At 44.1% G+C, this 25,320-nt stretch carries 21 protein-coding genes and 4 pseudogenes; 14 read left to right on the forward strand and 11 right to left on the reverse strand.

From position 1 onward, the window contains the following. Positions 1-48 precede the first annotated feature (48 nt). Together KW548_19725 and KW548_19730 are read right to left on the reverse strand one after the other, a co-directional pair. Positions 49-2,577, reverse strand: a complete 2,529-nt coding sequence (locus tag KW548_19725; GenBank protein QXX09280.1) for a chitinase — start codon at positions 2,575-2,577, stop codon at positions 49-51. Positions 2,578-2,987: 410 nt separating this feature from the next. Continuing rightward, the gene (locus KW548_19730) at positions 2,988-4,385 is read right to left on the reverse strand and encodes a tryptophanase (GenBank protein ID QXX09281.1); all 1,398 of its coding nucleotides are present in this window, start codon (positions 4,383-4,385) and stop codon (positions 2,988-2,990) included. A 501-nt stretch (positions 4,386-4,886) separates the two neighbouring features. Here KW548_19730 and KW548_19735 point away from each other — a divergent pair. After that, on the forward strand, positions 4,887-5,540 hold the full coding sequence (locus KW548_19735; protein ID QXX09282.1) for a DUF2057 family protein: 654 nt from the start codon (positions 4,887-4,889) through the stop codon (positions 5,538-5,540). A 23-nt stretch (positions 5,541-5,563) separates the two neighbouring features. On the opposite strand, the pseudogene KW548_19740 reads toward KW548_19735, so the two are convergent. Further along, positions 5,564-6,840: pseudogene (locus tag KW548_19740) on the reverse strand (HD domain-containing protein). A 230-nt stretch (positions 6,841-7,070) separates the two neighbouring features. On the opposite strand from KW548_19740, the pseudogene KW548_19745 reads away from it, so the two are divergent. From KW548_19745 to KW548_19760, 4 genes and pseudogenes are all read left to right on the forward strand, one after another. Then, positions 7,071-7,609 (forward strand): annotated as a pseudogene (locus KW548_19745) (GNAT family N-acetyltransferase). Positions 7,610-7,707: 98 nt separating this feature from the next. After that, positions 7,708-8,136, forward strand: coding sequence for a hypothetical protein (locus KW548_19750; protein QXX09283.1), 429 nt, complete (start codon positions 7,708-7,710; stop codon positions 8,134-8,136). Further along, positions 8,133-8,732 (forward strand): SCO family protein, encoded by a 600-nt coding sequence (locus KW548_19755; GenBank protein QXX09284.1) that lies wholly within the window; start codon positions 8,133-8,135, stop codon positions 8,730-8,732. The genes KW548_19750 and KW548_19755 overlap by 4 nt, the downstream gene beginning before the upstream one ends. After that, positions 8,732-9,184, forward strand: a complete 453-nt coding sequence (locus KW548_19760; protein ID QXX09285.1) for a copper chaperone PCu(A)C — start codon at positions 8,732-8,734, stop codon at positions 9,182-9,184. Before KW548_19755 ends, KW548_19760 begins: the two co-directional genes overlap by 1 nt. A 63-nt stretch (positions 9,185-9,247) precedes the next feature. Here KW548_19760 and KW548_19765 read toward each other — a convergent pair whose 3' ends face one another. Next, the gene (locus KW548_19765; GenBank protein ID QXX09286.1) at positions 9,248-9,979 is read right to left on the reverse strand and encodes a siderophore ferric iron reductase; all 732 of its coding nucleotides are present in this window, start codon (positions 9,977-9,979) and stop codon (positions 9,248-9,250) included. Between the two features lie 322 nt (positions 9,980-10,301). Here KW548_19765 and KW548_19770 point away from each other — a divergent pair. Beyond that, positions 10,302-10,858 (forward strand): annotated as a pseudogene (locus KW548_19770) (type II secretion system GspH family protein). Positions 10,859-10,981: 123 nt separating this feature from the next. Here the strand turns inward: KW548_19770 and KW548_19775 are convergent. Continuing rightward, positions 10,982-11,542: an SOS response-associated peptidase gene (locus tag KW548_19775; GenBank protein ID QXX09287.1), complete on the reverse strand. Its 561-nt coding sequence runs from the start codon at positions 11,540-11,542 to the stop codon at positions 10,982-10,984. Between the two features lie 235 nt (positions 11,543-11,777). Between KW548_19775 and KW548_19780 the strand changes: the two genes are divergently transcribed. Both KW548_19780 and KW548_19785 read left to right on the forward strand, forming a co-directional pair. Next, positions 11,778-12,437 (forward strand): nitroreductase family protein, encoded by a 660-nt coding sequence (locus KW548_19780; GenBank protein ID QXX09288.1) that lies wholly within the window; start codon positions 11,778-11,780, stop codon positions 12,435-12,437. A gap of 29 nt (positions 12,438-12,466) precedes the next feature. Further along, positions 12,467-12,757, forward strand: a complete 291-nt coding sequence (locus KW548_19785) for an antibiotic biosynthesis monooxygenase (GenBank protein ID QXX09289.1) — start codon at positions 12,467-12,469, stop codon at positions 12,755-12,757. Between the two features lie 347 nt (positions 12,758-13,104). Here KW548_19785 and KW548_19790 read toward each other — a convergent pair whose 3' ends face one another. After that, positions 13,105-14,064 carry a transposase gene (locus tag KW548_19790; GenBank protein ID QXX09290.1) on the reverse strand — a complete coding sequence of 320 codons (960 nt, stop codon included), beginning with the start codon at positions 14,062-14,064 and terminating at the stop codon, positions 13,105-13,107. A 200-nt stretch (positions 14,065-14,264) separates the two neighbouring features. Here KW548_19790 and KW548_19795 point away from each other — a divergent pair, with 200 nt between their 5' ends. Beyond that, a complete protein-coding gene (locus KW548_19795; GenBank protein ID QXX09291.1) occupies positions 14,265-14,849 on the forward strand; it encodes an SMI1/KNR4 family protein in 585 nt (194 codons plus the stop codon). Positions 14,850-15,006: 157 nt separating this feature from the next. Here the strand turns inward: KW548_19795 and KW548_19800 are convergent, their stop codons facing one another. From KW548_19800 to KW548_19815, 4 genes are all read right to left on the reverse strand, one after another. Next, positions 15,007-15,477, reverse strand: a complete 471-nt coding sequence (locus KW548_19800; GenBank protein ID QXX09292.1) for a hypothetical protein — start codon at positions 15,475-15,477, stop codon at positions 15,007-15,009. A 585-nt stretch (positions 15,478-16,062) separates the two neighbouring features. Next, complete coding sequence (locus KW548_19805; protein QXX09293.1) at positions 16,063-16,509, reverse strand: DMP19 family protein; 447 nt, start codon at positions 16,507-16,509, stop codon at positions 16,063-16,065. Positions 16,510-16,591: 82 nt separating this feature from the next. Continuing rightward, positions 16,592-17,059, reverse strand: coding sequence for a hypothetical protein (locus KW548_19810; GenBank protein QXX09294.1), 468 nt, complete (start codon positions 17,057-17,059; stop codon positions 16,592-16,594). Positions 17,060-17,351: 292 nt separating this feature from the next. After that, on the reverse strand, positions 17,352-18,002 hold the full coding sequence (locus KW548_19815) for a hypothetical protein (GenBank protein ID QXX09295.1): 651 nt from the start codon (positions 18,000-18,002) through the stop codon (positions 17,352-17,354). A 579-nt stretch (positions 18,003-18,581) separates the two neighbouring features. On the opposite strand from KW548_19815, the gene KW548_19820 reads away from it, so the two are divergent. Both KW548_19820 and KW548_19825 read left to right on the forward strand, forming a co-directional pair. Further along, entirely contained in the window at positions 18,582-19,019 is a 438-nt protein-coding gene (locus KW548_19820; GenBank protein ID QXX09296.1) for a DUF285 domain-containing protein, read from the forward strand. A 38-nt stretch (positions 19,020-19,057) separates the two neighbouring features. Then, complete coding sequence (locus tag KW548_19825; protein QXX09297.1) at positions 19,058-20,584, forward strand: DUF285 domain-containing protein; 1,527 nt, start codon at positions 19,058-19,060, stop codon at positions 20,582-20,584. Between the two features lie 221 nt (positions 20,585-20,805). Here KW548_19825 and KW548_19830 read toward each other — a convergent pair. Beyond that, a pseudogene (locus KW548_19830) lies at positions 20,806-21,199 on the reverse strand (hypothetical protein). A 546-nt stretch (positions 21,200-21,745) separates the two neighbouring features. On the opposite strand from KW548_19830, the gene KW548_19835 reads away from it, so the two are divergent. The 3 genes from KW548_19835 (at position 21,746) to KW548_19845 (ending at position 25,240) form a co-directional block, all read left to right on the forward strand. Continuing rightward, complete coding sequence (locus tag KW548_19835) at positions 21,746-23,839, forward strand: TonB-dependent siderophore receptor (protein ID QXX09298.1); 2,094 nt, start codon at positions 21,746-21,748, stop codon at positions 23,837-23,839. A gap of 305 nt (positions 23,840-24,144) precedes the next feature. Beyond that, a complete protein-coding gene (locus KW548_19840; GenBank protein ID QXX09299.1) occupies positions 24,145-24,579 on the forward strand; it encodes an aegerolysin family protein in 435 nt (144 codons plus the stop codon). A gap of 259 nt (positions 24,580-24,838) precedes the next feature. Next, the gene (locus KW548_19845) at positions 24,839-25,240 is read left to right on the forward strand and encodes a YkgJ family cysteine cluster protein (GenBank protein QXX09300.1); all 402 of its coding nucleotides are present in this window, start codon (positions 24,839-24,841) and stop codon (positions 25,238-25,240) included. Positions 25,241-25,320: the final 80 nt, after the last annotated feature.

The raw sequence follows: 25,320 nt of genomic DNA on the forward strand, positions 1-25,320 counted from the left end.
GTATATTGAGCGGCTTTTCTTTATCTACGATAAGAAGAATAACCTAGACTAACAGTTTGCTGGCCCTACCTCTTTCCAAACACCCCAGTCACCAGATTGAGAGGGATCATCACCTTGTGTCCACCACTTCGCTTCCCAGACTCTGCCACCATGAGTCACTCGGTCACCACCATTGTATACAGCGCCAGCATCCCAAGCGTTGGTACAAGTACCGCCACCGGTATCTTTTTTGGCAACAACGACCGTTGCCGAAGCCGATGATGTCGCTTTAGTATCGCTGACAGTAACAGTAAATAGCAATGGCGTGTCTTGCTTATACTCAGCCGCCGTGAACGTCACTGTGGCGCCATTAATCGTCGCATCCAGTCCTGCAGGCACATCCCAGCTGTAGGTCAAGGTATCATTGTCAGCATCGCTAGAACCTGAGGCGTCCACCACCACCCTATCTCCAGCATTCGCTGTCGCTGGTGCTGATACGGCAGCCACTGGCGGAGTGTTGACAGGGCCAGTGTCTTTCGCTTGTACGGTCACCGCCACAGTGTCAGTACCCGTTGCACCTTCATTATCGGTTACCGTCAGTTTGAAAGTAAGCGTTTCTGTTTGCGCAACTTCTGGCACATCAAAGCTGACCTGTGCGGTGTTTGCACCCGTGAGTGGAACGCTAGTTCCTGAGACTTGTTCCCAAGCATAGCTTGCAACACTGCCATCAGAATCGCTTGAGCCGCTGCCATCGAGTACAACCGATGCAGGTCCAGTTACCGAAACATCCGCTCCCGCCACCGCAACTGGAGCTCGATTCGCTGGTGTGCCACCAGCCAGCCCTTCATGCATGGCGTTGAGAATGTCACCATTGTCGGCATCAATTTCCCAAGAGAACAAACCTGCCAGACCCAAACCACGCACATAAGCACCTTTTGCTTTCACTGAGCGATCATCATCAAATGTGATCAACTGTCCCGTTGAGCGATTCCAAACCCAAGGCGCTTCAGCTTGTGCATCATAACCGTACTCGAAGCCATTGATACCCGTATTATCTGGACCAAGCATAAAGGATTTCACGCCTTTATAATCAATCACACCATCTTCCCAGACACCTTGTGCCGGGCTACCTTTCAGCTTACCCGTACCTGTTCCTGTCATGGGGTCGTTAGGATCTGTGAGCGTATCTGGTGTCACGCCTTCCCAACCACGACCATACATGGCAGTACCCACAACCAGTTTATTCGCTGGCACACCTTGCGCTAGTAGAAGCTGAATACCGTTATCCGTGGTGTAGGCAGGGCCCTTATACGGTTGGCCATTGTCGTCGACGCCAGAACCATCACACTGACCAGGGCGCATAAAGGTGCCGCAATACAGTGCCGTTTGATGGCCAGGAACATTGTTCCAACCACCGTAGAAGTCATACGTCATGGCAAAGATGTAATCCATGTACTGAACCGCTTCCGCATAATTCACATCTTCAATTTTGTCGTAACCCACACCAATTGCAGACGTCAGTTCATACGTTCTGCCTGTATCCGTTTCTAGCTGATCAAGCATAGCGCGAAGCTCTTGCATCAACGCAATGTACGCAGGACCATCGTTCACCGGATCACCTAAGTCAGGAGCCGCACCGCCACCGCCGGGGAATTCCCAGTCTATGTCCACACCATCATAGAACTTCCACGTCGTCAGGAAGCGCTTAACAGACGCGACAAACGTGTCTCGGTTTGCTCTGATAGTGAAGTCAAAGAATGGGTCTGATAACGTCCAGCCACCAATAGAAGGGACAATTTTTAGATCGGGATTGCGTTGCTTTAGCGCCATGAGCATGGCGTAATTACCTTTGATAGGAGAGCTGTGTTCATGACCCGCTTGAGGGAAGCTCTTTTGATACGCCGCCCATGGGTCATGAATCACCACTTCATAATCCGGCACCCCGTTACATGCGGTCATCAGTGCATTGTAGCTGTTACCACCGACTGATTTCAGTGATTCATTCGGGCCACAAATTGGAATAAATCCATATAAAATATGGGTCAGGTTATCGACAGGGATATTGTCTACCGTAAATTCACGACCATAGATTCCCCACTCAACAAAGTAAGTGCCCACAACGGTGTTAGGGTCCGTATTGTAACTCTTGTTGTTTGGATCAACATTCATCTTCAAAGGAGCAAGGTGAGCACCGTCGGTGTCAGCAACCACGATTTCTGCAGGGGCGCTGGCGCTACAACCTGTTGCATCACAGGCTTCAATTGTCATCTGATAACGACCTCCAGTGGCATACTTAAAGCTTGCTGTCGTCTGACTGCCCGTAATGGCTCCGGTTGCCACCTGAACTCCATCAAAGTAAACCTTGTAGGTGTCCCCTGTTGTGCCACTCCATTGATTAAACTTAATGGCAATATCCGCTTCATCGAAATATTTGACCATGTCGTTGTAACCAGAAGTGGTTTCCATCGCGAGTTCAATCTTCGAGAACTGAAGATTGTTTGAGCCATAAACATCAATACTTGGGGCTGTTGGTGCAGCCATCGCGGTGCCGGATAACGCCACAGCGATACTAGCGGCGCACAAAGTTATACGATTCATAACTAATTCTCTCATTCCTTGTACATTTACCCGAAAAGTGGGGAAGTGATACCTATCATCGTAAGCCGCGTTTAACTGCCTGATGGCCAAATATTGAGGCGAAAGACTTATCGAAGGTCGGTATTCGCTGTTCTGCAGATACGTCGCAAGAACATCACTTTCAGTATTCGAGAGACTTTTTTTTTGATGAAAAAAATAAAGGTTGTTTTCGAGGCAAGATCAAAAAATAGCTGTATATAGGAAGCCTGTTGCATTACAAATAGGATTTCACCCCAAATTTATAAAATCTAACCATTTGCTAAAACATTCTTATTTGTCAGTAATTTAAACAATAATTAACCAAAACATTGAGGATCACTTTAGAACATGACGCCCCCTAAAGTAGATAGGGGGCAAGTTCTTTTCGAAGATTATTTGGACTTAAATCGCGCCGTGAAATGACGTAGAACAGGTGGCTCATACTCAAACTCTAAGCCCTTAAGTTCATGAGCACGCTCTTTAAGAGCAATAATCGCATCGGCAATGTAGTCCATATGATCATTGGTATACACACGACGAGGAATGGTCAAGCGCATCAGTTCCAATTCCGAGGCTTTTTGCTGGCCTGTTTCCGGATCACGCCCCAATAGCAGCGAACCAATTTCTACCGCCCGGACACCGGATTCTAGGTATAGCGCATTACACAAGACATGGGCCGGAAATTCCTCTGGAGGAATGTGGGGGAGAATCTTAGCCGCATCAACAAACACTGCGTGTCCGCCTGTAGGGTACTGAATGGGAATACCGCCTTCTCGCAGACGCTCTCCAAGATATTGCACCTGACTGATCCGGTAGTGAAGGTAATCTTCATCTGCGCCTTCATAAAGGCCACGAGCCAAAGCTTCCATGTCTCGCCCAGCCATGCCGCCGTAAGTCACAAACCCTTCCATTGGAACACAACGCGTTTGCACAGCTTGGAACAGCTCTTGGTGATCACGAATACAACACAAACCTCCAATATTGACCATAGGATCTTTCTTAGCGGACATCGTCAACATATCACCGTATTGATACATCTCTCGTATGATCTCGAGGATCGACTTATCGTGGTACCCTTCTTCGCGCTGTTTAATAAAATAGGCATTCTCACAATAACGCGCTGAATCAATGACAACCGGGATATCATTCTTGCTTGCCAACTCATAAACGGCGCGCATGTTAGCCATAGAGACTGGCTGCCCCCCAGAGCTGTTACAAGTAACGGTAGTGATAATGGCACAGATGTTATGTGCACCGTACTGCTCGATGGTTGCTTTCAGTTTGTCGAGGTCGAAGTCGCCTTTCCAGTCATACGGTGTCGTTGTATCAAAAGCATGCCTGTCAACGACGTTAATCGCTTTGCCTCCATTCAACTCAATATGCCCCGCCGTGGTATCAAAGTGATAATTGGAGATGAAAACCGGCTCTGTTCCGCCACGAACACTACGCATACGCTCAATCAAAGCTGGAAATAGAATTTGCTCCGCACCGCGACCTTGATGGGCTGGTACCGTTAGCTTATAACCAAAAAAATGTTCAACGGCCTGGCAAAGGTTGTAATAGTTACGACTCCCCGCATAAGACTCGTCTCCCATCATCAATCCCGCCCACTGATTGTCACTCATCGCACCTGTGCCAGAATCGGTCAGAAGGTCGATGTACACATCATCACTTTTTAACAAGAAGGGGTTAAGGCCAGCCTCATCAAGAGCAGCGACTCGGTCTTGATAAGTGGTCATTTTGATCGGTTCAACCATCTTAATGCGAAAGGGTTCTGGAATACGTTTCATTGTTAATTTCCTATAGATAGATTTGTCCCTGCAGATAAGCTGCATCGGGTTTAAAGTGTTAAATTACAAATAGATGGCGCGAGTGCACCTTAGGAAATTATTACGAGGTTGATACTTTGCTTAACAGTGATAGGCAGAAGTCTAGATTGTACCATGACGACAACACAAAACGGCTGTCTTGCATCCAAATGCAATTCATAGCGTGTTCCCTCTCGTAGGTTATAGACATAACAATCAATATAGCCATGACTACCCAAATTTACCATGAGACGTCACTCAAAATTTATAAATTGCTCACTCTGTTGCTTGCAATGATCCCACCTCTGCTCAGCCGTTTTTTGCTCGCCATCAACAAGGATCGCTCTTAGCTCTGTTAATGACGGATACATCACTACTGAAAGTTAAGTTTCCGTGAAATCTTATCACTTTGACATTCATCGAATTGAAATATTTGGACTTGCTAGGCAAAGTGTTGGCTGGGCAAATAAAATGGATCAAGTCATGAAGATCAAAACAACATTATTGGCCGCTGCGGCACTAAGCATCAGCGGAATGGCGGCGGCTGAGGTTACGATTACCGTCCCTGACACCGTAGATGTATTGGTTGCAAACGACGCAAAACCAGAGCTGTCTGGTGGCTTCTTTTCGTCAAAGCAAACGCTGACCTTGCCTGACGGCGAAAACCAAATTTTATTCCGCTACCAACCTTACTTCACACAAGGTAAAGACCGTATTATTCTTGAAAGCGATCCGATTATTGCTACTTTTGACACCAAGAATACGGAACTGACGTTCGACATGCCCAAATACCGCGATCAACGTGAAGCGGAGAAAGAGATCAAGCAAGTAGACTGGCAGCTCATTACAGCAAGTGGCAGCGCTTTGGCGGTAAAGCAGGATAAACTAGTCAAAGACGGTATGCAGATTGGCCGTAACTTCAAAATTGAATTGGCAGATTACAACCGCCGAGGAGGGGTGGCTGCTGTTTCCGCCGCCACAATTGGCGCCGCAGTGCAACCCGTCACTTTACCTGCTCAAGTCACCCAAGAAGGCATCAAAAGCGATTCGACTGCCGAGGAGATGCTGCACTTCTGGTATAACAAAGCCGACGCAGCAACACAGGCGCGCTTTAAACAATTCTTGCTAGAAAAATAGTCGACGGCAGTGAGCCAGCGCAATTAAGCGCTGGCTTTTTCTATAGCGGGGTGACCCGTGGAAATCTGATAGCATTGCATGTCGTTCTCTATTAAACACTCGAACACGACAGAATCCAGCTTGGCTTCATCCACTAATTGCTGCAATATTTGCATCGTTTCTGCAAGTGAAACACCCGGCCGATAAGGACGTGATTGGGTCAACGCCTGAAACACATCAGCGATGGCCACAATTCGACTCGGTTGATCAAGGTCTTTGGCTGTTTTCCCCAAAGGGTAACCGGACCCATCCAGTCTTTCATGGTGATTAGACGCCCAATCAATGACTTGGCTCGATCGAAACATATTGGTCAGCGCATGTCGGGTATCCGTCGCATGACGCTTTATACAGGCGTATTCTTCCTCTGTTAACTCCGCTGGTTTATGGAGCACAGCAACTGGCGTTTTCAGCTTTCCAATATCGTGCACTAACCCAGCCAAATACAACATACGTTGGGCTTTGGTCGAATACCCCAGTTGTTTGCCCAGAAACGAGGTTAACTCTGCAACATGACGAGAATGTTGGAACGTAAAAGTACTTTTTGCATCCACGATCTGCGCGAAAAACTCCGCCACCGCAATCGTATCTTCCAACCCCAATCGAGATGAAAAGAAAGGCACTGGCGGAAAGCGGCTGGCCATTGTCTCGATATAGCGAGATTCCATCGAAAACCAGAAATCATCATTGTCTATCAACTCGCACATATGCTGAACCATATTCGGCTCAAACAAGATCCCAGCATTGGCGGTCAACTCCCCGATGATCAACGTTTTGTTGGCCTCGGTGATATTACCGTATTGGTCTGGGAAAAAGCGGGAATAAAGGTGATCCACTCGATCAGAGATAAATATCAGACTGGCGAGTAGTTTATCGTTTTCTGACGCTTTGGTTTCCCCATTCAGCTGCTCCCACCAAGTATGATGATACAAAACTGGCGGCGCTAGTCCGGCCAAAGGGGGCAAGCCTTTAACAGCTCATATCCTCTAACACAATGCTTTTTGGCGTTTTCCGGTGCCATCGACTTGAATAGATAGGAACGCTCATGAGACTGCGACACACCGCAATCATGGATCAATCCCAGAGAAAAAGCGATTTGAGCCTGCTCTTCCTCCCACCCCATCCGTTTAGCACATTGATACGCAATGTATGCCACCCGGTGACCGTGATTTAAATCATCGATCCCGACAGCATCGAGGGCTGAAGCGATTTCAAAAAGCACCTGACGTAAGTCTACGCTTACGTTATCAAGCAGCTCATCCATTCGTATTAACCTAACTGACTCATTTTTCTTATTTTAGGTCTATAAGGCTAAACGATTTCATTTCATAAAGACCACAAGTTATTTGGGACTATTTATATAATTGTGATTGGTATAACGTCTTGGGTGAATTTCGTGCTACATAGAAAATATTTTTTGCAACAAGAGGTTATGGTGATCTAAGCCTTACTCTGTTACGTTATCTGTTCATATTCAACTTGTTTAGGTCCCTTATGTTCACAATCTCTATCGACTCTGAACTCGAACTCGCTCTTGTTCAAGAGTCATTCGCTGCTCAATACAGCGAATTGGTGTCCAGTCAAACTGAGTACTTATCGCAATGGTTGGCTTGGCCCCCTTCTGTCAATCCGAACAAGACTTTCGTCTATTCGTGCAACGTGTTTTACATGAATATGCAGACGGAAAGTCCATGACCTGCGCAATCATCTACAAAGGTAATATCGTCGGAAACTGCAGCTTTAACACCATAGATTACGATACAAAAACCGTCGAGGTTGGCTACTGGCTATCGCAACATCAGCAAGGCAAAGGCATAGTGACACGGGTTGTGAACAAACTGATTGATATCGCGTTCAATGAATACCAAATGGAGAAGGTCCAGTTATCCGCCGCCAAAGATAACCTCCCTAGCCGGCGAGTGGCTGAACGAGTAGGCATGACACTGGAAGGGATTATCACCAATGAGGAAAAAATTGGAGATCGAATTCTGGATCACGCCATCTACGGTATTCACCGCCAAAACACCCATTGATGAGTAAATTGATTCCAACCACAGATTTATTGGTTGGCTAAGGTATTTCGCGTTGCTTGATGCTAGGATTGCAGCTTTATAAGGAAAGAGAGAACACCGTGTCTTCACTGTTAAAGCTGTTCTTAGTTGTCGTAACACTCAGTGCAGGCTTCTTTGCCGGTGACATTTATCAGTGGTTTAAAAACCGTTCCCAAGTCAAACCTTTGTCAGAATATTGCTTACTCACTACTCAAGCTTGTGAAAACAACGATGTTCGTATAAAAGTAGACCGCGACATCAGTCACCCTTTGGTACCCACTGAAATCGTCGTTGATTGGCCCACCGCTCAACAAGACAGCCTGTTACTGACTTTGCAAGGCTACGAGATGGAAATGGGTACCGCTGTATTTAAACTCAATAAGAACTCAACTGGTCAGTTTACCGGCCAAGTCATTCTGCCAGTATGTACAACGGACGCTATGACCTGGATTGGTGAAATCACTGATGGCCAACACAGTGTGAGTACCTCGATTAGGATGGAACAATGAGTAAAAATTGGTCTTTAATATTAGTCGCTGCCTTTGCGCTCGGTTTTGGTGTTAAAGCGTATTTGGATTCAAAGCCAACGGCCGACACCCCCGTGACAGCCAGCAAAGAAGTCGTCCTTTTTGGCAAAGATGACAAGGCCGTCAAAATCTTCGATCAGCAAGACCCTCGTGTGCGTATCGTATACTTCGGGTTTACACGATGCCCTGATGTCTGTCCAACCTCATTGGCTATGCTAGCCGGCGCACTTAATCAGGTGGATGACCAGGTGAAATCCCACTTCAGGCCTATATTTGTTTCACTTGATCCAGAGCGTGATGCCGCAGCAGATTCGTACAAATATGCTCAATACTTCCATTCAATGATTGAAGGTTTGTCGGCGCCACTCGATATCACCACGCCTCTGGCACATAAATACGGCGTTATTTTTCGTAAAACCAAATTAGAAAACTCGGAGCTAAAGTATACCCTTGACCACAGCTCCTACTTTTATTTCCTAAAACCAGATGGCACATTAATTACTAAAGTGCCGCATACGCTGACACCTGCTCCTCTGGTCGAAGCGATGAAAACACTTACGTCACAAGGAAAATCTTAATGAAGTTAAAAGCCCTCATGTTAGCCTCTATTGCGCTGAGCCCACTTGCTCACGCGGCTTCCGACATCATGCTATCTCACACCTACGCGCGTGCGACACCACCGAGCGCCGCCACCAGCGCCGTGTTCACTGAAATCATGAACCACAGCGCAACAGACCGTGTTATCGTCTCTGCGAGTACAGAGGCGGCAGGTAAAGTTGAGTTGCATGACGTTATCAAAGATGGCGATGTGATGAAAATGCGCCAGATAGAACAAATTACCGTGCCAGCGAATAGCATGGTAGAGCTAAAGCCAGGCAGCCTACACATTATGCTGTTTGATCTGAAAAAGCCGCTAGTCGAAGGTGAAAACATTGATGTAAAACTGACCTTCGCCAATGGGGAGGAGCAAACCGTCTCAGCGCCTATCAAGAAAGTGATGAGTGGGATGAATCATAAACATCATCACTAAATCATAAAAAGGCCGCTCAATGAGCGGCCTTAATACATTTCAACCTCGCATAGACACGCGCCACTAGGCTTTATTATCCGGATGCCGCGGACAATCCTCGCAGAGATTGCGTCCATGGCATTTATACACTAAGCAGCAGCTAGTACGCACCAGTTTCAGCGCCCCACTTTGCTCATCCACCGCCAGAGTTTTCGCCAATTTAGCTGGCAAGCCGCACGCATCCAACCAAAGCGAAGCCTGTTCAAGTAGATAATCATTCGGAATGTGAGGGGCAAATTGACTCAGCTTCACAAGACAGCCAAGCACACCATCAGCGAATAGATGGTTAGTAAAACCCGGACGAATCCGCGTCCACTGGCTCATTTCTTCGCGAAAGTAAGCAAATAAAGCCTGCAGTTGAACCCCTGCTTTTGCCACCAAATCCGCCTCGGTTCCATGCACATGCTCTGTCGACTCGAATTGAAAACCTGTCACAAATTCCGACTGCACTTTCTGACCAATACGAGTGAGATCAGGCAAACCGTGCAAGGCATAAATCGAAATGAAAGAGACATAGACGGGTTGCCAGCAAAGCAGATCCCAAGTTCGAGTCAGCCAATAGGCAGAACCGGCTTCCGGATGAGCGGCTTTAAGGCGCTCATACAGTGCTTGGATATTGTCACTGCAAGGATGATCGACATGGATAATATCCTGCTGGGACGCATCTTCAGGTATCGGTGAAATCACACCAGCAAGATAAGGCGTTACCTGTTGAGAGTATTCAAAGAGGTGATCGAAGAAGGCGTCTGAACTCATAGCAGTGATATTTATAGAAACAAAATCAGCTTGTTAGGATAATGATAACATCAGGTTAATGCAATTGATTATTATTAACTAAATATAGAATAACCACATTGACGATTAACCACCGATTCATTTTATCGACTCACGACCAAAAACAGCCAAGCAACCGACCAAAATTCAAGTTGTTTGTTACCTAAACACATTACCAATATCTATGTATTAGAAGTATCAACCTAGTTGTAGTTATCTGTTTTATATGCATAATTGCCCCTATTGAATCGTTCTATCACTCCATTAAAGCCAACACGTGCATAGATAATAGGCGTATTGAAGTTTGAAGAAAAAAGCAGGTTTTACGCTAATCGAGTTGATTAGTGTTGTAGTCATCCTTGGTATTGTGGCCGTCGTGGCGGCACCGAAATTTCTCAATATTCAAACATCGGCTCGTGCCGCCACCATAGAAGGTATTGCCAACGCAATGGAAGGCGTTGTTAATCAGGTCAGTGCCAAAGCTTATGTTAAAGGGCTAACGCCAAGCACCTCTAACCCGGGGAATCAGCAGGACTATATCTTGGATTTCGGTATCGGAACTGTTGAAGTCGATTGGGGGCGCTATGCCCAGAAAGTGAGGGGGAATCGGGAGATGCATTGACCATGCTCGATTTTATGACACTCAGTACAACCGATGATCTCACAACGGCGATCGGCAATCGACACACAGTGATTGGCTTTGAACACTCTTTTTCGGCCACGGAGCTCAACAGTAGCAACATAACCACTCTGCCGCAGGGATGCTACGTGATCTATGATTCCTTCGGAGGACGGTCATCAGGCACCTGCCCAGCTGAAGGCTGTGTCTGTACCGTACGGGTTGAAAACACCAACTGTTAAATCAAAGATCGCTCTCCCTGCTAAGTAAGTCGGGAGAAACGCAGTCTGTGGTGGATATGGCCCACAATGCAAAACGCAAAGGCGTAAATTGGTCGATGCCATTGGCCGCGAGCTACTGACGCACTAAGCGGCAGTAATTAAAAGTTCATCGCTCCAACCTAACTCAAGGTAACTTTGTGCCTGTTGCGGCGTTGCCGTTATCCACTGCTCAACACCAATATCAGGGACAAGAAATGGCATACGATGATGGTATGGTGAGCATTGTGTGTTCGGGCTTGTAGTCAGGATGACCAAATTGCCATCATCCGCAAGAATTCCGGCCATATACAGAGGCATGCTATCTGGGTTAGTAAACAAGAACTTGTTCTTTTTACCTCCACTTTCACACCACTCATACCAACCGTTACAAGGCACAATGACACGCCTGCGGATAAATCCGTTACGAAATGTAGGCTTACTGGCCACTGTTTCTGCCTGAGCGTTAATAATCAATCGCTTAGCCCATTCAGGCCGAGTTCCCCACTTGATATCTTTCTGACAATACGCCTGTGCCTCAAACGCCACCACAGAGACATTTTCAGTCGGTTTCAAATCAAGGTTTATCTGAGGAAAGAAGTCGATCCCCACCAGTTGGGAAACCACTCTTGCCAGTGGATCATCCGTTACATTCAAGCGTCCGCACATCTTGCTCCACCTCGTTCAAGCACTCCGTTTAATTATGGACAATTATTTCCATAATGATTGGAAGTTTTCGCTATTTTTCCCCTTCTTTAATGTCGTTAATCTACGCCCATCGACATTGTTCATATCGAAGTCTTCGAGTTTTTGAGCTTGTTCGTTTACTTGAAATAAGGGTTCAACATCGTCCGAGCGGTTCGTGAGACCTAATGCAATTATCTAAATTCAACTAGGAGCCAACATGACTCACCCAATCATCAAAGATCTCAACACTCGTTACACAGCAAAAAAATACGACGCAAGTAAGCGCATCTCTGCTGAAGATATGGAAGTCATAAAACAAGCGATTCGTTTATCTGCTTCTTCTATCAACTCACAGCCTTGGAAGTTTATCGTTCTTGAGAGTGACGAAGCAAAACAACGTTTCCACAACACGTTTGCCAACATGCACCAGTTCAACCAACCGCATGCCAAAGAAGCGTCTCATACGATTTTGTTTGCTCACAACCCTCGCTTTACCAAAGACAACTACAAAAAAGTGGTCGATGCAGAAGTGACCTCAGGCCACCTGCCTGCAGAGCGATACAACGACATGCTAAATGGCGCGTTCGGCTTTGCAGAACTCAACACCGATGAAACCGGGTTCAACGGCAATTGGACAAAAGCTCAAACCTATATCGCACTGGGAAACACGCTACACACATTAGCGCGCATGGGCATTGCTTCAACCCCAATGGAAGGGGTCGATCCAAAGCTGATCGGTGAAGAGTTCAAACAAGAGCTAGACGGCTTTGTATGTGACTTTGCGCTAGCACTGGGTTATCACAAAGACGGTGAGGATTATAACCACGGCTTACCAAAAGCGCGTCTACCTCTAGAAGACGTCATCACCACACTGTAAAGCACAAAAAACAACCAAGAGGTAAGCACATGAGCAAGTTAACCATTATCGCCAATATCATTGCCAAAGAAGGCCAAATTGAATTAGTTAAAGCTGAGCTAATCAAGTTGATTGACAAAACCCGCGCTGAAGATGGCTGCATCAACTACGATCTGCATCAAGACAACGACAATCCAGCGCATTTCGTTTTCCATGAAAACTGGTCTTCTGAAGCCGCGTTGAACAAGCATCTCGCCAGCGCTCATATCGCCGACTACATCGCCGCCGTTGACGGCGCGGTAGAGACATTCACCATCAACCGGATGACGCATATAGCCTAAACGTATCGTTATCGGGAGCAAAAAGCCGCATTACGCGGCTTTTTTGTAAGTGAAGAAATGCGCAATTCAAATTCAATTCAAATTGAGGACACACACCAAAAGATTTCCGCCGACTTGGACTTGCATCTCAAATTCAGGACACACACCGGTAAATCGCCAGTAAATCGCCAGCAAAACTCACCAAATCAAAATCATCTCAGGGTTATTTTGATAAACGGCCAACTTTGATGAATATTGTCGCCGACTTGGACTTGAGGAAGGTATTTTATTGAATATCGGTACGTTTATTTCAACACCATGTCAGCTATCAAGCTGTGGGGGAATGTCTAAAAGCTTTCGAGTGACGCTTACTCAAAGGTGAGTAAATGAAGCTTTTTCTTATTCAGAGCGGTTTTGGCGATGATAGCCTTGGCTTGACTGCCTACCGCCGTGACGTGAAATTTCTCCAATTGCGTACACACCTTGAGCCAGTTGTTTCTGTTTCCCCCAAGCCTATCTAATATGGGTGGCAGGCTGGTATTCATCGATGCTTTATTGGGCCGAATTTGACGCGCGGTCCAGTCGACTAATTCAAGATAATCCATCAATCGAAAAGGAATGCCATCTCTTTTTAAGTGGCTCTCGTGACCGATAAATGGATGAAGGCAAGGGGCTGTAGATTGCTGTTGGTTTAAGGCGTCGATTCGAGCTTTGATGGAAGTGAATTCTGAGTCTTCGGGTTTAGTGGCAATGCTTGCTCGAATAGGATTGAGGTCTACGTACGCCATCGCAGCGGCTAGGGCTTTTTCATCCAGCAAAGCTTGGCTTTTAAATCGACTTTCCCAGAAATGCCCAGTGCAGCTATCTTCTTTGTTCGCTTTGCAAGCAATATCGTAGTTAAGCTCCTTCATATACCAGCTTAAATCCCACAGACGTTCTCGCCAACGCTCAATGATCTCGATACATTTTTCCTGTTCCATCGGGTGAGTAAGCTGGCCATCAAGCCAGCGCTGAACAATAGGGGGTAACTTATGCGCCATCCCCCAGCGTTCAACAACCTGATGATGTGACAAGCCCAAGGCTCTCTCTCGGTTGATATTGACGACTAAGTGGTAGTGATTACTCATGATGGCGTAAGCACAAATATCGATGCAGTAGAGCTCAGCAAGCGAGTGCATTTTGTTGACAATCCACTCCCGGCGGTGCTCATAACTCACTAGGGTTTGTGGGTCTTCACCACATAAAAAGCTGCGCCTCACACAACGAGAAACGCAGTGATAATAGGATGTGGCTTCAATCGAGATAAGTTGCTTGCGCGCTGTTGTCATCAATGTGTCTCCTTGTCGAACAATAACAAGGTAGCAATCATTCAAACAAGAGTTTGTAATCAGTCCCTCGAAAAGGAGGAAATCATACTTATTTAGTCCTTTTGGTGTGTGTCCTGAATTTCTATTTTCGAAAAATGTCCATACTGGTGTAAATTATTTTTTATTATAGAATAAAAAATATTCGTGTAAGGGAATAAATAGTGTTGGTTGAAAACAAGTCTTACAAAGCTTTCTTTTATGGGAATGCCCAAAACATCCCGGAACAAAACTCTAAGATCTCGTCAATGTGGTTTGCTAAAAATGATCAACCTTTTGACCATATATCCATCGAAAAAGAACTCAATATTCAGTTCCCTGAACTATTTCTTAATTTTTTAAAAGAGTGTGGCGGGTTTTATTTTGATCATAGCTGTAATTACTCTTACCCCTGCGCACCGGATGACATGAATAAATCTCTGTCGATCAGTTTTGACATCGTTGACAACAAGCGTTCTAGAAATATCACATTTGTATTATTTGACGGTTTTTTCCTACCGGGTAGTGCTGCCTATAACAGTGAGAAAAAAATCTTAGATGAATGCTTTAGCTCTGGTGAATATGATCAAGAGCTTTGCGGACGAGATTGGAGCAAGTTGATACCTTTCGCAAATGATAACGGCGATCTTTTGTGTCTAGACTTTAACGTGAAGGATGAGCCAGAAGTCGTTTATATAACTTATGACGGCGTCGATATCTTTCCCGCTCTGACTAACTTTGAACATTTATTAATTGGGCTAGATTACTAGGGCGCTGGCGGATCCCCTCACAATTCTCCCAGTCCACAGGTATGCGTTAGGCGCTGATATTCCACCATTGCCCAGTGATATAACTCACAATTCAGGACACACACCAAAAGATTGGTGTGTGTCCTCGAATTCAAAAAACGCCTCGTAGTATTTCTTGTTATGTTAAAGATTTCGACATATAAACCAAAATGAACATTGCTATTGTGATTACAATAGAACAGAAACTCGTAACTAAGCCATCGTGAACCAGCTCTTTATGAACTTCTGTTATTGTCTTTACTGGATATTCTCTTTCATAAGTAACACGCTCTTCATAAGACCATGTCATGCGTATATAGCGATAGAACACATAACCTAAACCAACGTAGCCAAGCAAAGTAACAAAGCCTATACCCGTAGCCACCCAAATCATAAAAGACACTACACCACTGATGTAATAGAAGAACTGAAACCTATAGCTTGCTGTTTTTTGCGCCCATTTCAATATACGCGCTTCTTTAGAATTATTTACAGTACGCTTGGTATAAAACAGGCGATGCCGAGCGTCATAGCTTAACTGAGGGTAATCTGAAAGCTTTCTATACCCTTCCGTCTGTTTTTTCTTGTTTCTAGCTCGTCTTTTGCTCATATTAATCCAGTTCACATCAATTCAGGACACACACCAAAAGATTGGTGTGTGTCCTCGAATTCTTTACTAAGCCACGAACACCAAAACACTAAATATCAAAGCAGCTGCTAGAATCATCGTGAACAAAAAATAAATTATTAACGACAAGTAGAGTGAGAAGAGTCCTTTTACCGCAGTTTCTAGCGTGATACCTTGTTTGTATTGTAGTAAGCATGCTAGTTCCGCTCTTGGTATCGATGCCCCAACATTACGAAACTTATATCTTAAAATCATCAGCCCTATCGAAAGTGGTAAACCAAGAACCAATAGGATCGAAAATAAGTTAATTAGTTCGCTTTGAGAAGGTTCAGGACCTAAAGCAATAGTCCAAATAACCAGAACTAAAAGTAGTGAGCTAAAGCCTTTCATAGTTGAAAGTACAGAATCACGTGTCTTAACATATAACCACAATAGTGGTTTATCGATTGTTCTCATTTTTCTTCTCAAACAGCTAACGCGCGCAAAATAGTGAGCAACGCTAAACCTTTACACCGTAAACACCAAACTCAACTTTAAATTCAGAGCGCCACGCGTTGGCAATCTGCCCTAAACGCCTTGTAATACGGCGATAGTGGCACTCTTATTTGCACAAACAAAATCATCGAGCAAACCTGACAAATTATCTTTATATTCATAGAACTCTAGGTCTAAGGCTTCCAAAGCTTCTCCTACTTCTTCACTTTCTGAAATGGAAAGCCACAAACTTACGCGAGTTTGGCGGTCTTTCGGAACTTCTGAGTCAGGAAAATGGGACATCGCGGCCCTAAGCAAGCTTTCACTGCTCTTTGCATTTAAACCCCTAAGATATAAGAGTATTTCACTACAATGGTCACCTAACGAGTTAACAAATAACTGGTCAAAACCACCGTTGTGAATTTCACCATCTAGGTTCCATACCAAATATACAAGACGAGCTTCAGTACTTAAACGCTCAAGAAACTCGGTATTCCCGTCCCCACCCTCGAAAACTAGCTCTAGAGCCCTTTTAAACACTTCAAACGCGGGCTCTTCTTTACATACAGAATTAAATTCAGGACACACACCAAAAGATTGGTGTGTGTCCTCGAATTCTTTGTTACTTTGCCTTACCTGCTTCTAAAATCGGTAACCCGCCCTCTGTAGGGATATAGATTCGCTCTCCTTTCCCATCTTGCAAACCTTTGATCCAAATATAACGCAGGTACTCATCATTACCTTTCAACGAACTACCGATAATTTGGTTCGCTTTTGCCGCTGCTTTTGCGCGCTCGATGTCAGCTAGACCTTCAGCTTTGGCTTTCGCGATCATGGCTTTACCCTCAGCTTCCGCTAGCGTCACCTTAGCTTTTGCTTGCATTAAAGCTGCTGTTTCTCTTGCTTTAGCTTCTTCAATTAGAATCTGCTTACTCCATTCCGCCTCTTTTAAGGTTGCAATACCGTCTAGTTCAAGCTTATAAACTTTATACTTGGGCCAAGCCCACAATGATAAAGCAATGAGTAAAATGAATAGAACAAACATTGCAAACAATGTCCCTAATGCTAAAGCTTGCTTGTTTTGATACACCTAAACCTCCTTTTGATATTCTGGCGGATACATAACAATTCAATTCAGGACACACACCAAAAGATTGGTGTGTCCCCGAATCCCGTTATTCTGTTTGCCTGACTAACCATCAGCCATCGTATATAACTGAAAATTAATGAAAATACATAGAATTATACATTCTATCAATACATAAAAGCGAGCGTGCGGGTTATCTTAGTAAGAAGAGTAAAAATTCTATTAGTAACAATAATTTAGAGCGACCACCCTACTCCAAAGCTCAGTGATTCTGTGCCTGCTCGTTGATAGCCAATTAACGCGAGGTGAGAGTTTGCTCTGCCTTAAGCGTCTTAACGATGCCGTCTCGCTGACTATCGCTTAATGGAAACCAACGGTTCTTCTGGATCTGCGGTTCAGACAGCACCTCAAGCAGTGCGTCTGGGCTGAGTTTCGCCTTCCCGTATGCCACCAACTCAATCGGCTGTGCGCACAAAGACTGCAAACGACAAATACATTGGTCAACATCTTGGGTAAAACACAAGTTATAGGCATTTTGGTTCTGCATCTTAACTAAACAAAGATCGGGAGTGCCAGGAGATGGGGAGCAGTGCTCGGTAAAGCGATTGAGTTGCGCTTGTCTAATAATCGCTTCGAGCCAGCTGTATTTGGACGTTTGTTTAGGGTCGGGCCCATTGAGCAGCGTCGATAAATCACGCATATGGGAGCGAATCGATTCCGGCTCGGTGTGAATACGGTAACAAATAGAGTTGAGAACTTTCAGAACATGATCGGCCGTGAGCTTTGGCATGGTAACCTCCAACAGGAAAACATTTCCATCACCACACAGAGACCCCATAACAAAGGGTGGTGAACTGAACAAGGTTAGCACTACCGCGCACTCGGAACGGCCAGCCGAAGCTGCCTCGCCCAGCCCACCGTAATACCAACCGGATTGTTCAAACAAAAACCAATCCGTTTTCTACAGGTGCGCCAAGGCAGCACATAAAGAGCAGCGTTTTGCTGACGCTCTATGTGACTAGTGAATTGAGGCAGGGTATCAATCCTGGCACTGGATTTTGCCAGTGCTTTTGCAGGATATCGCTGGGGTTCAGAAGAGTCAACGGATTCAACGCATAGGCCGATTAACTGGTCAAAAATCAGGTTCTTATAGAGAAGTGTGTTAACAATGTGTCGAGTAAAGGATGGGGGTTAGACAAGGCCGTCACAGAAAACGGTTTCTATTGTTTGAAATTCAATTCAGGACACACACCAAAAGATTGGTGTGTGTCCTCGAATTCTGGGTTAATAAGTGGGTTAATAAGTGTTCGATTAAATGTAAATTTTTAGAAAGTCAATATAGCTTGTCATTAATATATTAAATTTAACCATCCATAAATGATTTAAATAACATTAAATCACACCCTATGCGTGACATTGATATCATTATTATATTTGGCATGCATCAAGATAAAAAATAGCGTTAACTTTGATTAGTTAAGTAAATATAATATTAAAACTAATCATAATAAATAATATATTAATCATGAAAATAACGTCTGTTATTTTAGCCTGCATGGCTTTGGGTAGTACAGCCAGTTTTGCCGAAGAAAATCATACCATTCGTTGTGATGCTAACCCTCCCGGTAGTGTGGTGATTATCGATGAGCGCTTATATGTGGTGGTCGATAATGCGCTATTGCGCCAACAAGATTACTGGCAAAACTTTATCAACGGCAAGATAGAGCTGTGTACAAGTCATGTCACTGATATGAGCGATTTATTTGCTCAATCACCCTATTTTAATTACGACATCAGTCAATGGGACACGCGCCGCGTGACCAATATGGATCGTATGTTTAAAGGGGCGAAGCACTTTAAGCAAGATTTATCCAATTGGTCGGTGGAAAAGGTCACTCGCCATAAAGACTTCGCCCTGCAAAGTGGCCTACCTAATTATTACCTGCCGCTATTTTCGCACTAATTTCTCTTAATAATGTCGATTCAACCTAGGAAATAACCATGAAAAAGAATCTTCTGTCACTGCTTGTTGGGGCGGCGGCGCTCGTCAGCCAGCAGGCTTATGCCATCGATATTTCAGTCAAATGCCCAGATCAGCCCGTCAATTCCGTGATACTCGAAAACGGCAAGGTGTATGTGGTGGTCGACAACACTTTGATTAAAAACCCAATTATGCTCGATAACCTAGAGCAAGGCCATATTGGCTTTTGTACCACCCAAGTCACTAATATGTCTTATGTGTTCTCTAACAGAGCCACCTTTAATGCCGATATCAGCGATTGGGATACCTCTAATGTGACTGATATGACGGGTATGTTTAATAAAGCGGAAGCCTTTAATCAAAATATCGGTTATTGGGATACCTCTAATGTGACTTACATGGGTGTGATGTTTTCTGAGGCTGAAGCTTTTAACCAAGATATCGGGCACTGGGATACCTCTAATGTGACTTACATGTATCAAATGTTTTGCGAGGCTAAAGCCTTTAATCAAGATATCGGTCATTGGGATACTTCGAATGTGAAGAATATGTCTTTGATGTTTTCTGAGGCTGAAGCTTTTAATCAAGATATCGGGCACTGGGATACCTCGAGTGTGACCGTTATGGAGTCGATGTTTTATGGTGCTGAAGCTTTTAACCAAGATATCGGGCACTGGGATACCTCTAATGTGACTTACATGTCTGAAATGTTTAGGGACGCTAAAGCCTTTAATCAAGATATCGGGCACTGGGATACTTCGAATGTGGAGGATATGTCTTCGATGTTTTGGAGTGCTTTAGCTTTTAACCAAGATATCGGGCACTGGGATACGTCTAATGTAACTGATATGAGTCATATGTTTGCTGTGATGAAAGTTTTTAATCAAGATACAGGTCGCTGGGATACGTCTACTTTTAATCAAGATATAAGTCGCTGGGATACCTCTAATGTGACTAATATGAATGGGATGTTTGCCGCAGCTAGAGCTTTTAACCAAGATATAGGAAACTGGGATACCTCTAATGTGACTCATATGATTAGAATGTTTTATGAGACTGAAGCTTTTAATCAAGATATCGGGCACTGGGATACCTCTAATATGATCAATATGAGTTATATGTTTGAACGTGCTAAAGCTTTTAACCAAGATATCGGTGATTGGGATACCTCTAATGTGATGCACATGTCTGCGATGTTTATTGAGACGAAAGCTTTTAACCAAGATATCGGTCGCTGGGATACCTCTAATGTGACAGATATGAGTGCAATGTTTGCGGGGACGAAAGCTTTTAACCAAGATATCGGTGATTGGGATACCTCTAATGTGATTGACATGTCTCAGATGTTTTTAAAGGCGAAAGCTTTTAACCAAGATATAGGTCGCTGGGATACCTCTAATGTGACTGATATGAATAGTATGTTTGAGGGTGCTGAAGCTTTTAACCAAGATATTAGCAATTGGAATGTTAGCCAAGTAACTGATCATGGCTCTTTTGTTAAAGACAGCGTATTGACTGAGGAGCAGCTTCCTATGTTTGCCCAGTAGCGGTTGATCTATAGATTTACGGCTTATCTCTATGCAGTGGCCAACTAAAATTGGCCGCTGCAAGATTCCAATATCACGACACGTGGAGATTGTTGAGGCAAAAATGCCTAAATTACTGAGGCGTCAGTTCTCTATTAGAAAGCAGCTTTGAGTTTCAATAAACACCTATTTATATCGCCTTAATGGCTAGGTCAACGCCAATGAGCGCGGTTTTCATCTTGTTAGCTGGTCGTTTCCACGACATCCAAAGCTACCAAATTGAAACTTGTTGCCTGAATAAACCACTCATGCCAAGGCATCGATTCCTTAAAACCACCAAAGTGGGATCTACTGCCATCAAACTTCGCGTTCATAATTTGATCAATCGGGTACTCTGGTGTTTCGTGGGCGACAGGTGCAATGTTATTTAACCAAGTGAGGCTTTTTTCATCAGACACGTTATATAGAGTCATCTCCCCCATTTTGAACAATTAGGTCGCTGCCATTTGTACGTGGGTGCTGTTTGCTGATGAACATACCACTGAGAACCATGGTAACCTAGGAGTCAACTCTGGAAACATATTTGATAGACACATCATCAAAGCTCATCTTCTCAAAGTTGGTATTAAACTCCATATAACCTCCTACCAGCTAACACCTTGCTAACGCTATACCGCCCAACTTAAAAGGTGTGCCCTAAACACCGAAGTCGATTTGAATAAACGTGGCCAACCCAGCGAGCCATTACAAACTGCCCATCAATATGAATAGGCACTTTAGGTGGCGTTTTTTACTGTCTCCGATTCCTGCACTTGCTTAGTTTACCTCTAAACCATACGACATTAGTAACGCGTGCCTTTCCGATTGAGTCGTCGTTGTGTCTTTTGAACAATTTTACACCAACCAGAGAGCTGTGATTCAAGCACAGAAAAATATAGGCGAATGTAAAAAATGTAAATTCAATGCAAATGTAAATCATTGTCATTTACCTTGCGGGGGAATAAACGACTCGTTAGACATCATCAAAGAATGAGCGCGGTTCAGATCACGGATAGTTTGCTTCTTCCATCGCTTAAACAACGACAGGGCTACGGAAGCCAATACGGTCAGTCTTTGGCATTAGCGAAACTGGTTACGCGACAAAAAATCTAACGACGATAATCAATAGGAGTTAAAACTAGAGTGTTTTTCAAAACAAAGGTATCGCTACTAATCAGTACCGTATTAGCGAATCAAGCATTTGCACAAAGTCATACGAAAGAAGAATCAGTGGTGCAAACTGAGACTATGACCATTATGGGTAGCGAGTTTACTCATTATAAGAATGATACTAACAACACCGCCATGCGTATGGAGATGACTCAATTAGAAACGCCGGGGCAAGTTACGATCATCGATAGTTCAATGTTCGAAGAGCAAGGGGCAAGTAGTCTTGGAGAAGTTTTAGAGTATGAGTCAAGTGTAACAACAGGAAGTACTAAAGGGCACAACATTGAGTACTTTACCATGCGTGGTTTTGATGTTGGCAGTGGTAGCGGGATCATGAGAGATGGTCATCAACTCTGGTCGTATTACCCACAACCGACCGAGCTACTAGAACGAGTCGAGGTGTTAAAAGGTCCATCAAGTTTACTTTATGGTCAATCAGAGCCTGGTGGTCTCATTAATATGGTGACAAAAAAACCAACCTCTGAGACACAACTCATTTTGCGCCAAGACATTGGCTCTAACGATAAATCTAAAACGATGATCGATGTTAGTGGCTCACTTAACGAAGACCAATCTTTGCGCGCGAGAACTATTCTAGTAAAGGATAGCTACAGCTCTTGGCGCGAATATGCAGATGGCAGCAACCCTCAAACCGAACGCATGATCGGCGCACTAGTGGTTGATTATGACATCAATGAAAAAGCGATGTTATCTCTGCATTATGACTATTTTGATTATGAAGGTGGAGTAGATACTGGCTCTTACATTGTCGATGGTAAGCCAGTTGCCGGTAGCCAGTATATTTGGGACGCTGACTGGGCGAATACTGATATTAAAGTTCAAAACTACGGTTTTGACCTGCTCCTATCACCAAGCTATGACACTAACATAAAGACGGGTTACAACGCCCAAAGATATGAACGTGATTATCGTTACACCTGGACTAACTTTAGCAACTATGAGGAAAATGGGACTGTCACTCTGACCCCCGGCAAACAGTATGACGAGTGGAATCATGATACTGCTTATGTTGATCTCACCCATAACTTCGATTTAGCTGGAACTGAGAATACGCTATTAATTGGTGCGAACTACTTGAGGTATTCTTTCGATCGTATCAGTCATAAAGGCGACGCAGTCAGTGCAAGTGTTGGAGAGTCGATCAACTTCCCTGTATCGTTGAATACCAGCATAAGAGCGTCTTCTTATGATCTTTGGGGTACTTACCTCCAAAACTTCACAAAATTTAATGATAAATGGCATCTGCTAGTGGGTATTCGTTATGACGAAAAACATGATGATATAACTGAAAGCCAAGTCTCACCAAAAGCAGGGATTATTTATCACCCTTCAGACAATAGCTCTATTTATGTCCAGTACTCAGAAAGTTTCGTTCCTCAAGGTGAAGTGGGCACATCTTATGTAAACGAAGGTGAAAAGCTCGACGCTGAATTAGGTAAATCTTATGAGGTCGGCACCAAGTGGGAGCTATTTGATCGTCGCTTATTCTTGACTGGAGCTTTGTTTGAGACAACATTATCGAACATTCAACTAAGCGTTGAAAACCCAGCGAATGCAGATGAAGATATTTTGACTCAAGATGGCGAACAAGTTCATCGAGGTGCTGAGTTCGCAGCACAGGGTCTTATTAGTAGTCAGTTAAGTCTTTCAGGATCTGCGACGTATCTTGATGCTGAGATAACAAATAGCGCTTCTTACAAGGGCAATGTACCAGCGAATACACCTAAGTTTTCAGCGTCAATATGGTCCAATTACAAACTTAGAGATGACACCAATCTAAATCTAGGCGTTGTCCATGTCGGAAGCCGCTACGGTGACTCAGGTAACACTTTCAAGAAAGATGCATATACGCGTATTGATACCGGCATTTCTTACACTCAGAAGTACAATGACCTCAACATCGTAGCTCGCTTCAATATTGAAAATCTATTTGATACTGATTATCTAGATGGAGGTGGCAATACAAGAAGCACTCAATTAGGTGCTGAAGATGTTGATATTGGTGAGGGTCGAAATTATATGGCTAGCATTCAATTTGAGTATTAATTAGCCAACTATCAGTGTAAGCCATCGCGTTCAAAAACCTTTTTCAATAGGTGTGCTGTTCGCGATGGCTTTTTTGATTTTAGTCTCAACGGATTGAAGGATTATTAACGTTTAACATGATTGCACTTAGTCTCATAAAGGTTGTGTTAGTGACAACAGAAAGATAAAGACAACGAGAATAATGAGAGAAACGGACTAGATTGTTTAGTGAAGTGCTCGTTGCTCCATACGAAGGCGAGTACAGAGCAAAGTTTATCGTTTGGATAAACATAAAAACTTAAACGTCAAATGGAAAGGTAACTCTCATGGCATATGCACAATGGGTAACAATTACGATTTATGCAACCAACTATGATGTGACTCTGAAAAATGTCAGTCATTCTTGGGGCAAGTTTTATGACTCAAAACAGATCGGTGTAGCGGGTGGTAGCAAAGATAACGAATATGAGCCTAGTGAGATAGAAGGACAAGTTATTGAAAGAGGCACATCATTCTCGATTAATGCATGTGGTCGCTCGGATTCAGCATCAGGTACAGAAGGCTCATTCGAACTATACGACGGCTCAACACACGTTGGTACTTATTCTTGGGATTGCCCTTGGGGAAGTAAAACAAACGATTCAAGTTGGACTCTATCAGGCCCTCAGCCTCCATTGAATAAATACATCACGTCTCAAACAGGCGCGAATTTAGACTCTGGAGCGCTTGGTACGGTTATCATTCAAACGACAAAAATCTAATACCGGACTTCTCGGTAATTGATAATAAGCCCAAGCATTGAATGCTAAATGCTTGGGCTCTTTCCTTATACAAGAGCTTTTAGGTGAGGGAAGTTTTTCACTCATTAACTTTTCTAGATAGTTGCTCAGCACAGAAATTCAGGACACACACCACAGAAATTCAGGACACACACCACAACGGATATCTGCCCCAAATGCAGATCTATTTCCACCATTGATGATAAACTCAATCTATAGCTCTCAATTCGAAGTAAACACCATGAAAGACTGCAACCAGTGCGGAAAATGCTGTATCAAGTATGGCGATGGTGATTTGGCAGCCACGCAGGAAGAAATAGACCTGTGGGAACTGTTTAACCCTGATATTTTCGAATATGTCAAAGATGGGCAGATTTGGTTTGATCCAAAAACCAGAGAGCCATTAAACCGCTGTCCATTTTTGCAGCTAGTACCTAAATCCAAACCAGAAGAAAAAGATAAATACACTTGCCGTATTTACTTCGACCGACCAGAAGATTGCCGTCACTACCCTAGCCTGATCAATGAAATGGTTCGGGATGAGTGTGAAATGATAGAAGTCACTGACTTAGAAAACCCCAACAAAGCTCAGAAAGATCTCGATAAACTGATGAGTTCAAGCCGACCTCCCAGCTCTTACTAGGTTGATTTAGGTAAGGAAGAGATTCAGGACACACACCAAAAGAATCTCACCCGTGTTCCAGATCTTTCTCACAACGAATA

Source organism: Vibrio neptunius (assembly GCA_019339365.1).
GTDB classification, from domain to species: Bacteria; Pseudomonadota; Gammaproteobacteria; order Enterobacterales; family Vibrionaceae; genus Vibrio; species Vibrio neptunius.

What these genes read in the sequence shown, in the direction of transcription:
- KW548_19725 (QXX09280.1), bottom strand. Translation starts at nt 2,577, where the DNA reads ATGAATCGTATAACTTTGTGCGCCGCTAGTATCGCTGTGGCGTTATCC.
- KW548_19730 (QXX09281.1), bottom strand. Translation starts at nt 4,385, where the DNA reads ATGAAACGTATTCCAGAACCCTTTCGCATTAAGATGGTTGAACCGATC.
- KW548_19845 (QXX09300.1), top strand. Translation starts at nt 24,839, where the DNA reads ATGAAAGACTGCAACCAGTGCGGAAAATGCTGTATCAAGTATGGCGAT.
- KW548_19760 (QXX09285.1), top strand. Translation starts at nt 8,732, where the DNA reads ATGAAGTTAAAAGCCCTCATGTTAGCCTCTATTGCGCTGAGCCCACTT.
- KW548_19735 (QXX09282.1), top strand. Translation starts at nt 4,887, where the DNA reads ATGAAGATCAAAACAACATTATTGGCCGCTGCGGCACTAAGCATCAGC.
- KW548_19765 (QXX09286.1), bottom strand. Translation starts at nt 9,979, where the DNA reads ATGAGTTCAGACGCCTTCTTCGATCACCTCTTTGAATACTCTCAACAG.
- KW548_19820 (QXX09296.1), top strand. Translation starts at nt 18,582, where the DNA reads ATGAAAATAACGTCTGTTATTTTAGCCTGCATGGCTTTGGGTAGTACA.
- KW548_19755 (QXX09284.1), top strand. Translation starts at nt 8,133, where the DNA reads ATGAGTAAAAATTGGTCTTTAATATTAGTCGCTGCCTTTGCGCTCGGT.
- KW548_19785 (QXX09289.1), top strand. Translation starts at nt 12,467, where the DNA reads ATGAGCAAGTTAACCATTATCGCCAATATCATTGCCAAAGAAGGCCAA.
- KW548_19790 (QXX09290.1), bottom strand. Translation starts at nt 14,064, where the DNA reads ATGACAACAGCGCGCAAGCAACTTATCTCGATTGAAGCCACATCCTAT.
- KW548_19800 (QXX09292.1), bottom strand. Translation starts at nt 15,477, where the DNA reads ATGAGCAAAAGACGAGCTAGAAACAAGAAAAAACAGACGGAAGGGTAT.
- KW548_19840 (QXX09299.1), top strand. Translation starts at nt 24,145, where the DNA reads ATGGCATATGCACAATGGGTAACAATTACGATTTATGCAACCAACTAT.
- KW548_19775 (QXX09287.1), bottom strand. Translation starts at nt 11,542, where the DNA reads ATGTGCGGACGCTTGAATGTAACGGATGATCCACTGGCAAGAGTGGTT.
- KW548_19825 (QXX09297.1), top strand. Translation starts at nt 19,058, where the DNA reads ATGAAAAAGAATCTTCTGTCACTGCTTGTTGGGGCGGCGGCGCTCGTC.
- KW548_19780 (QXX09288.1), top strand. Translation starts at nt 11,778, where the DNA reads ATGACTCACCCAATCATCAAAGATCTCAACACTCGTTACACAGCAAAA.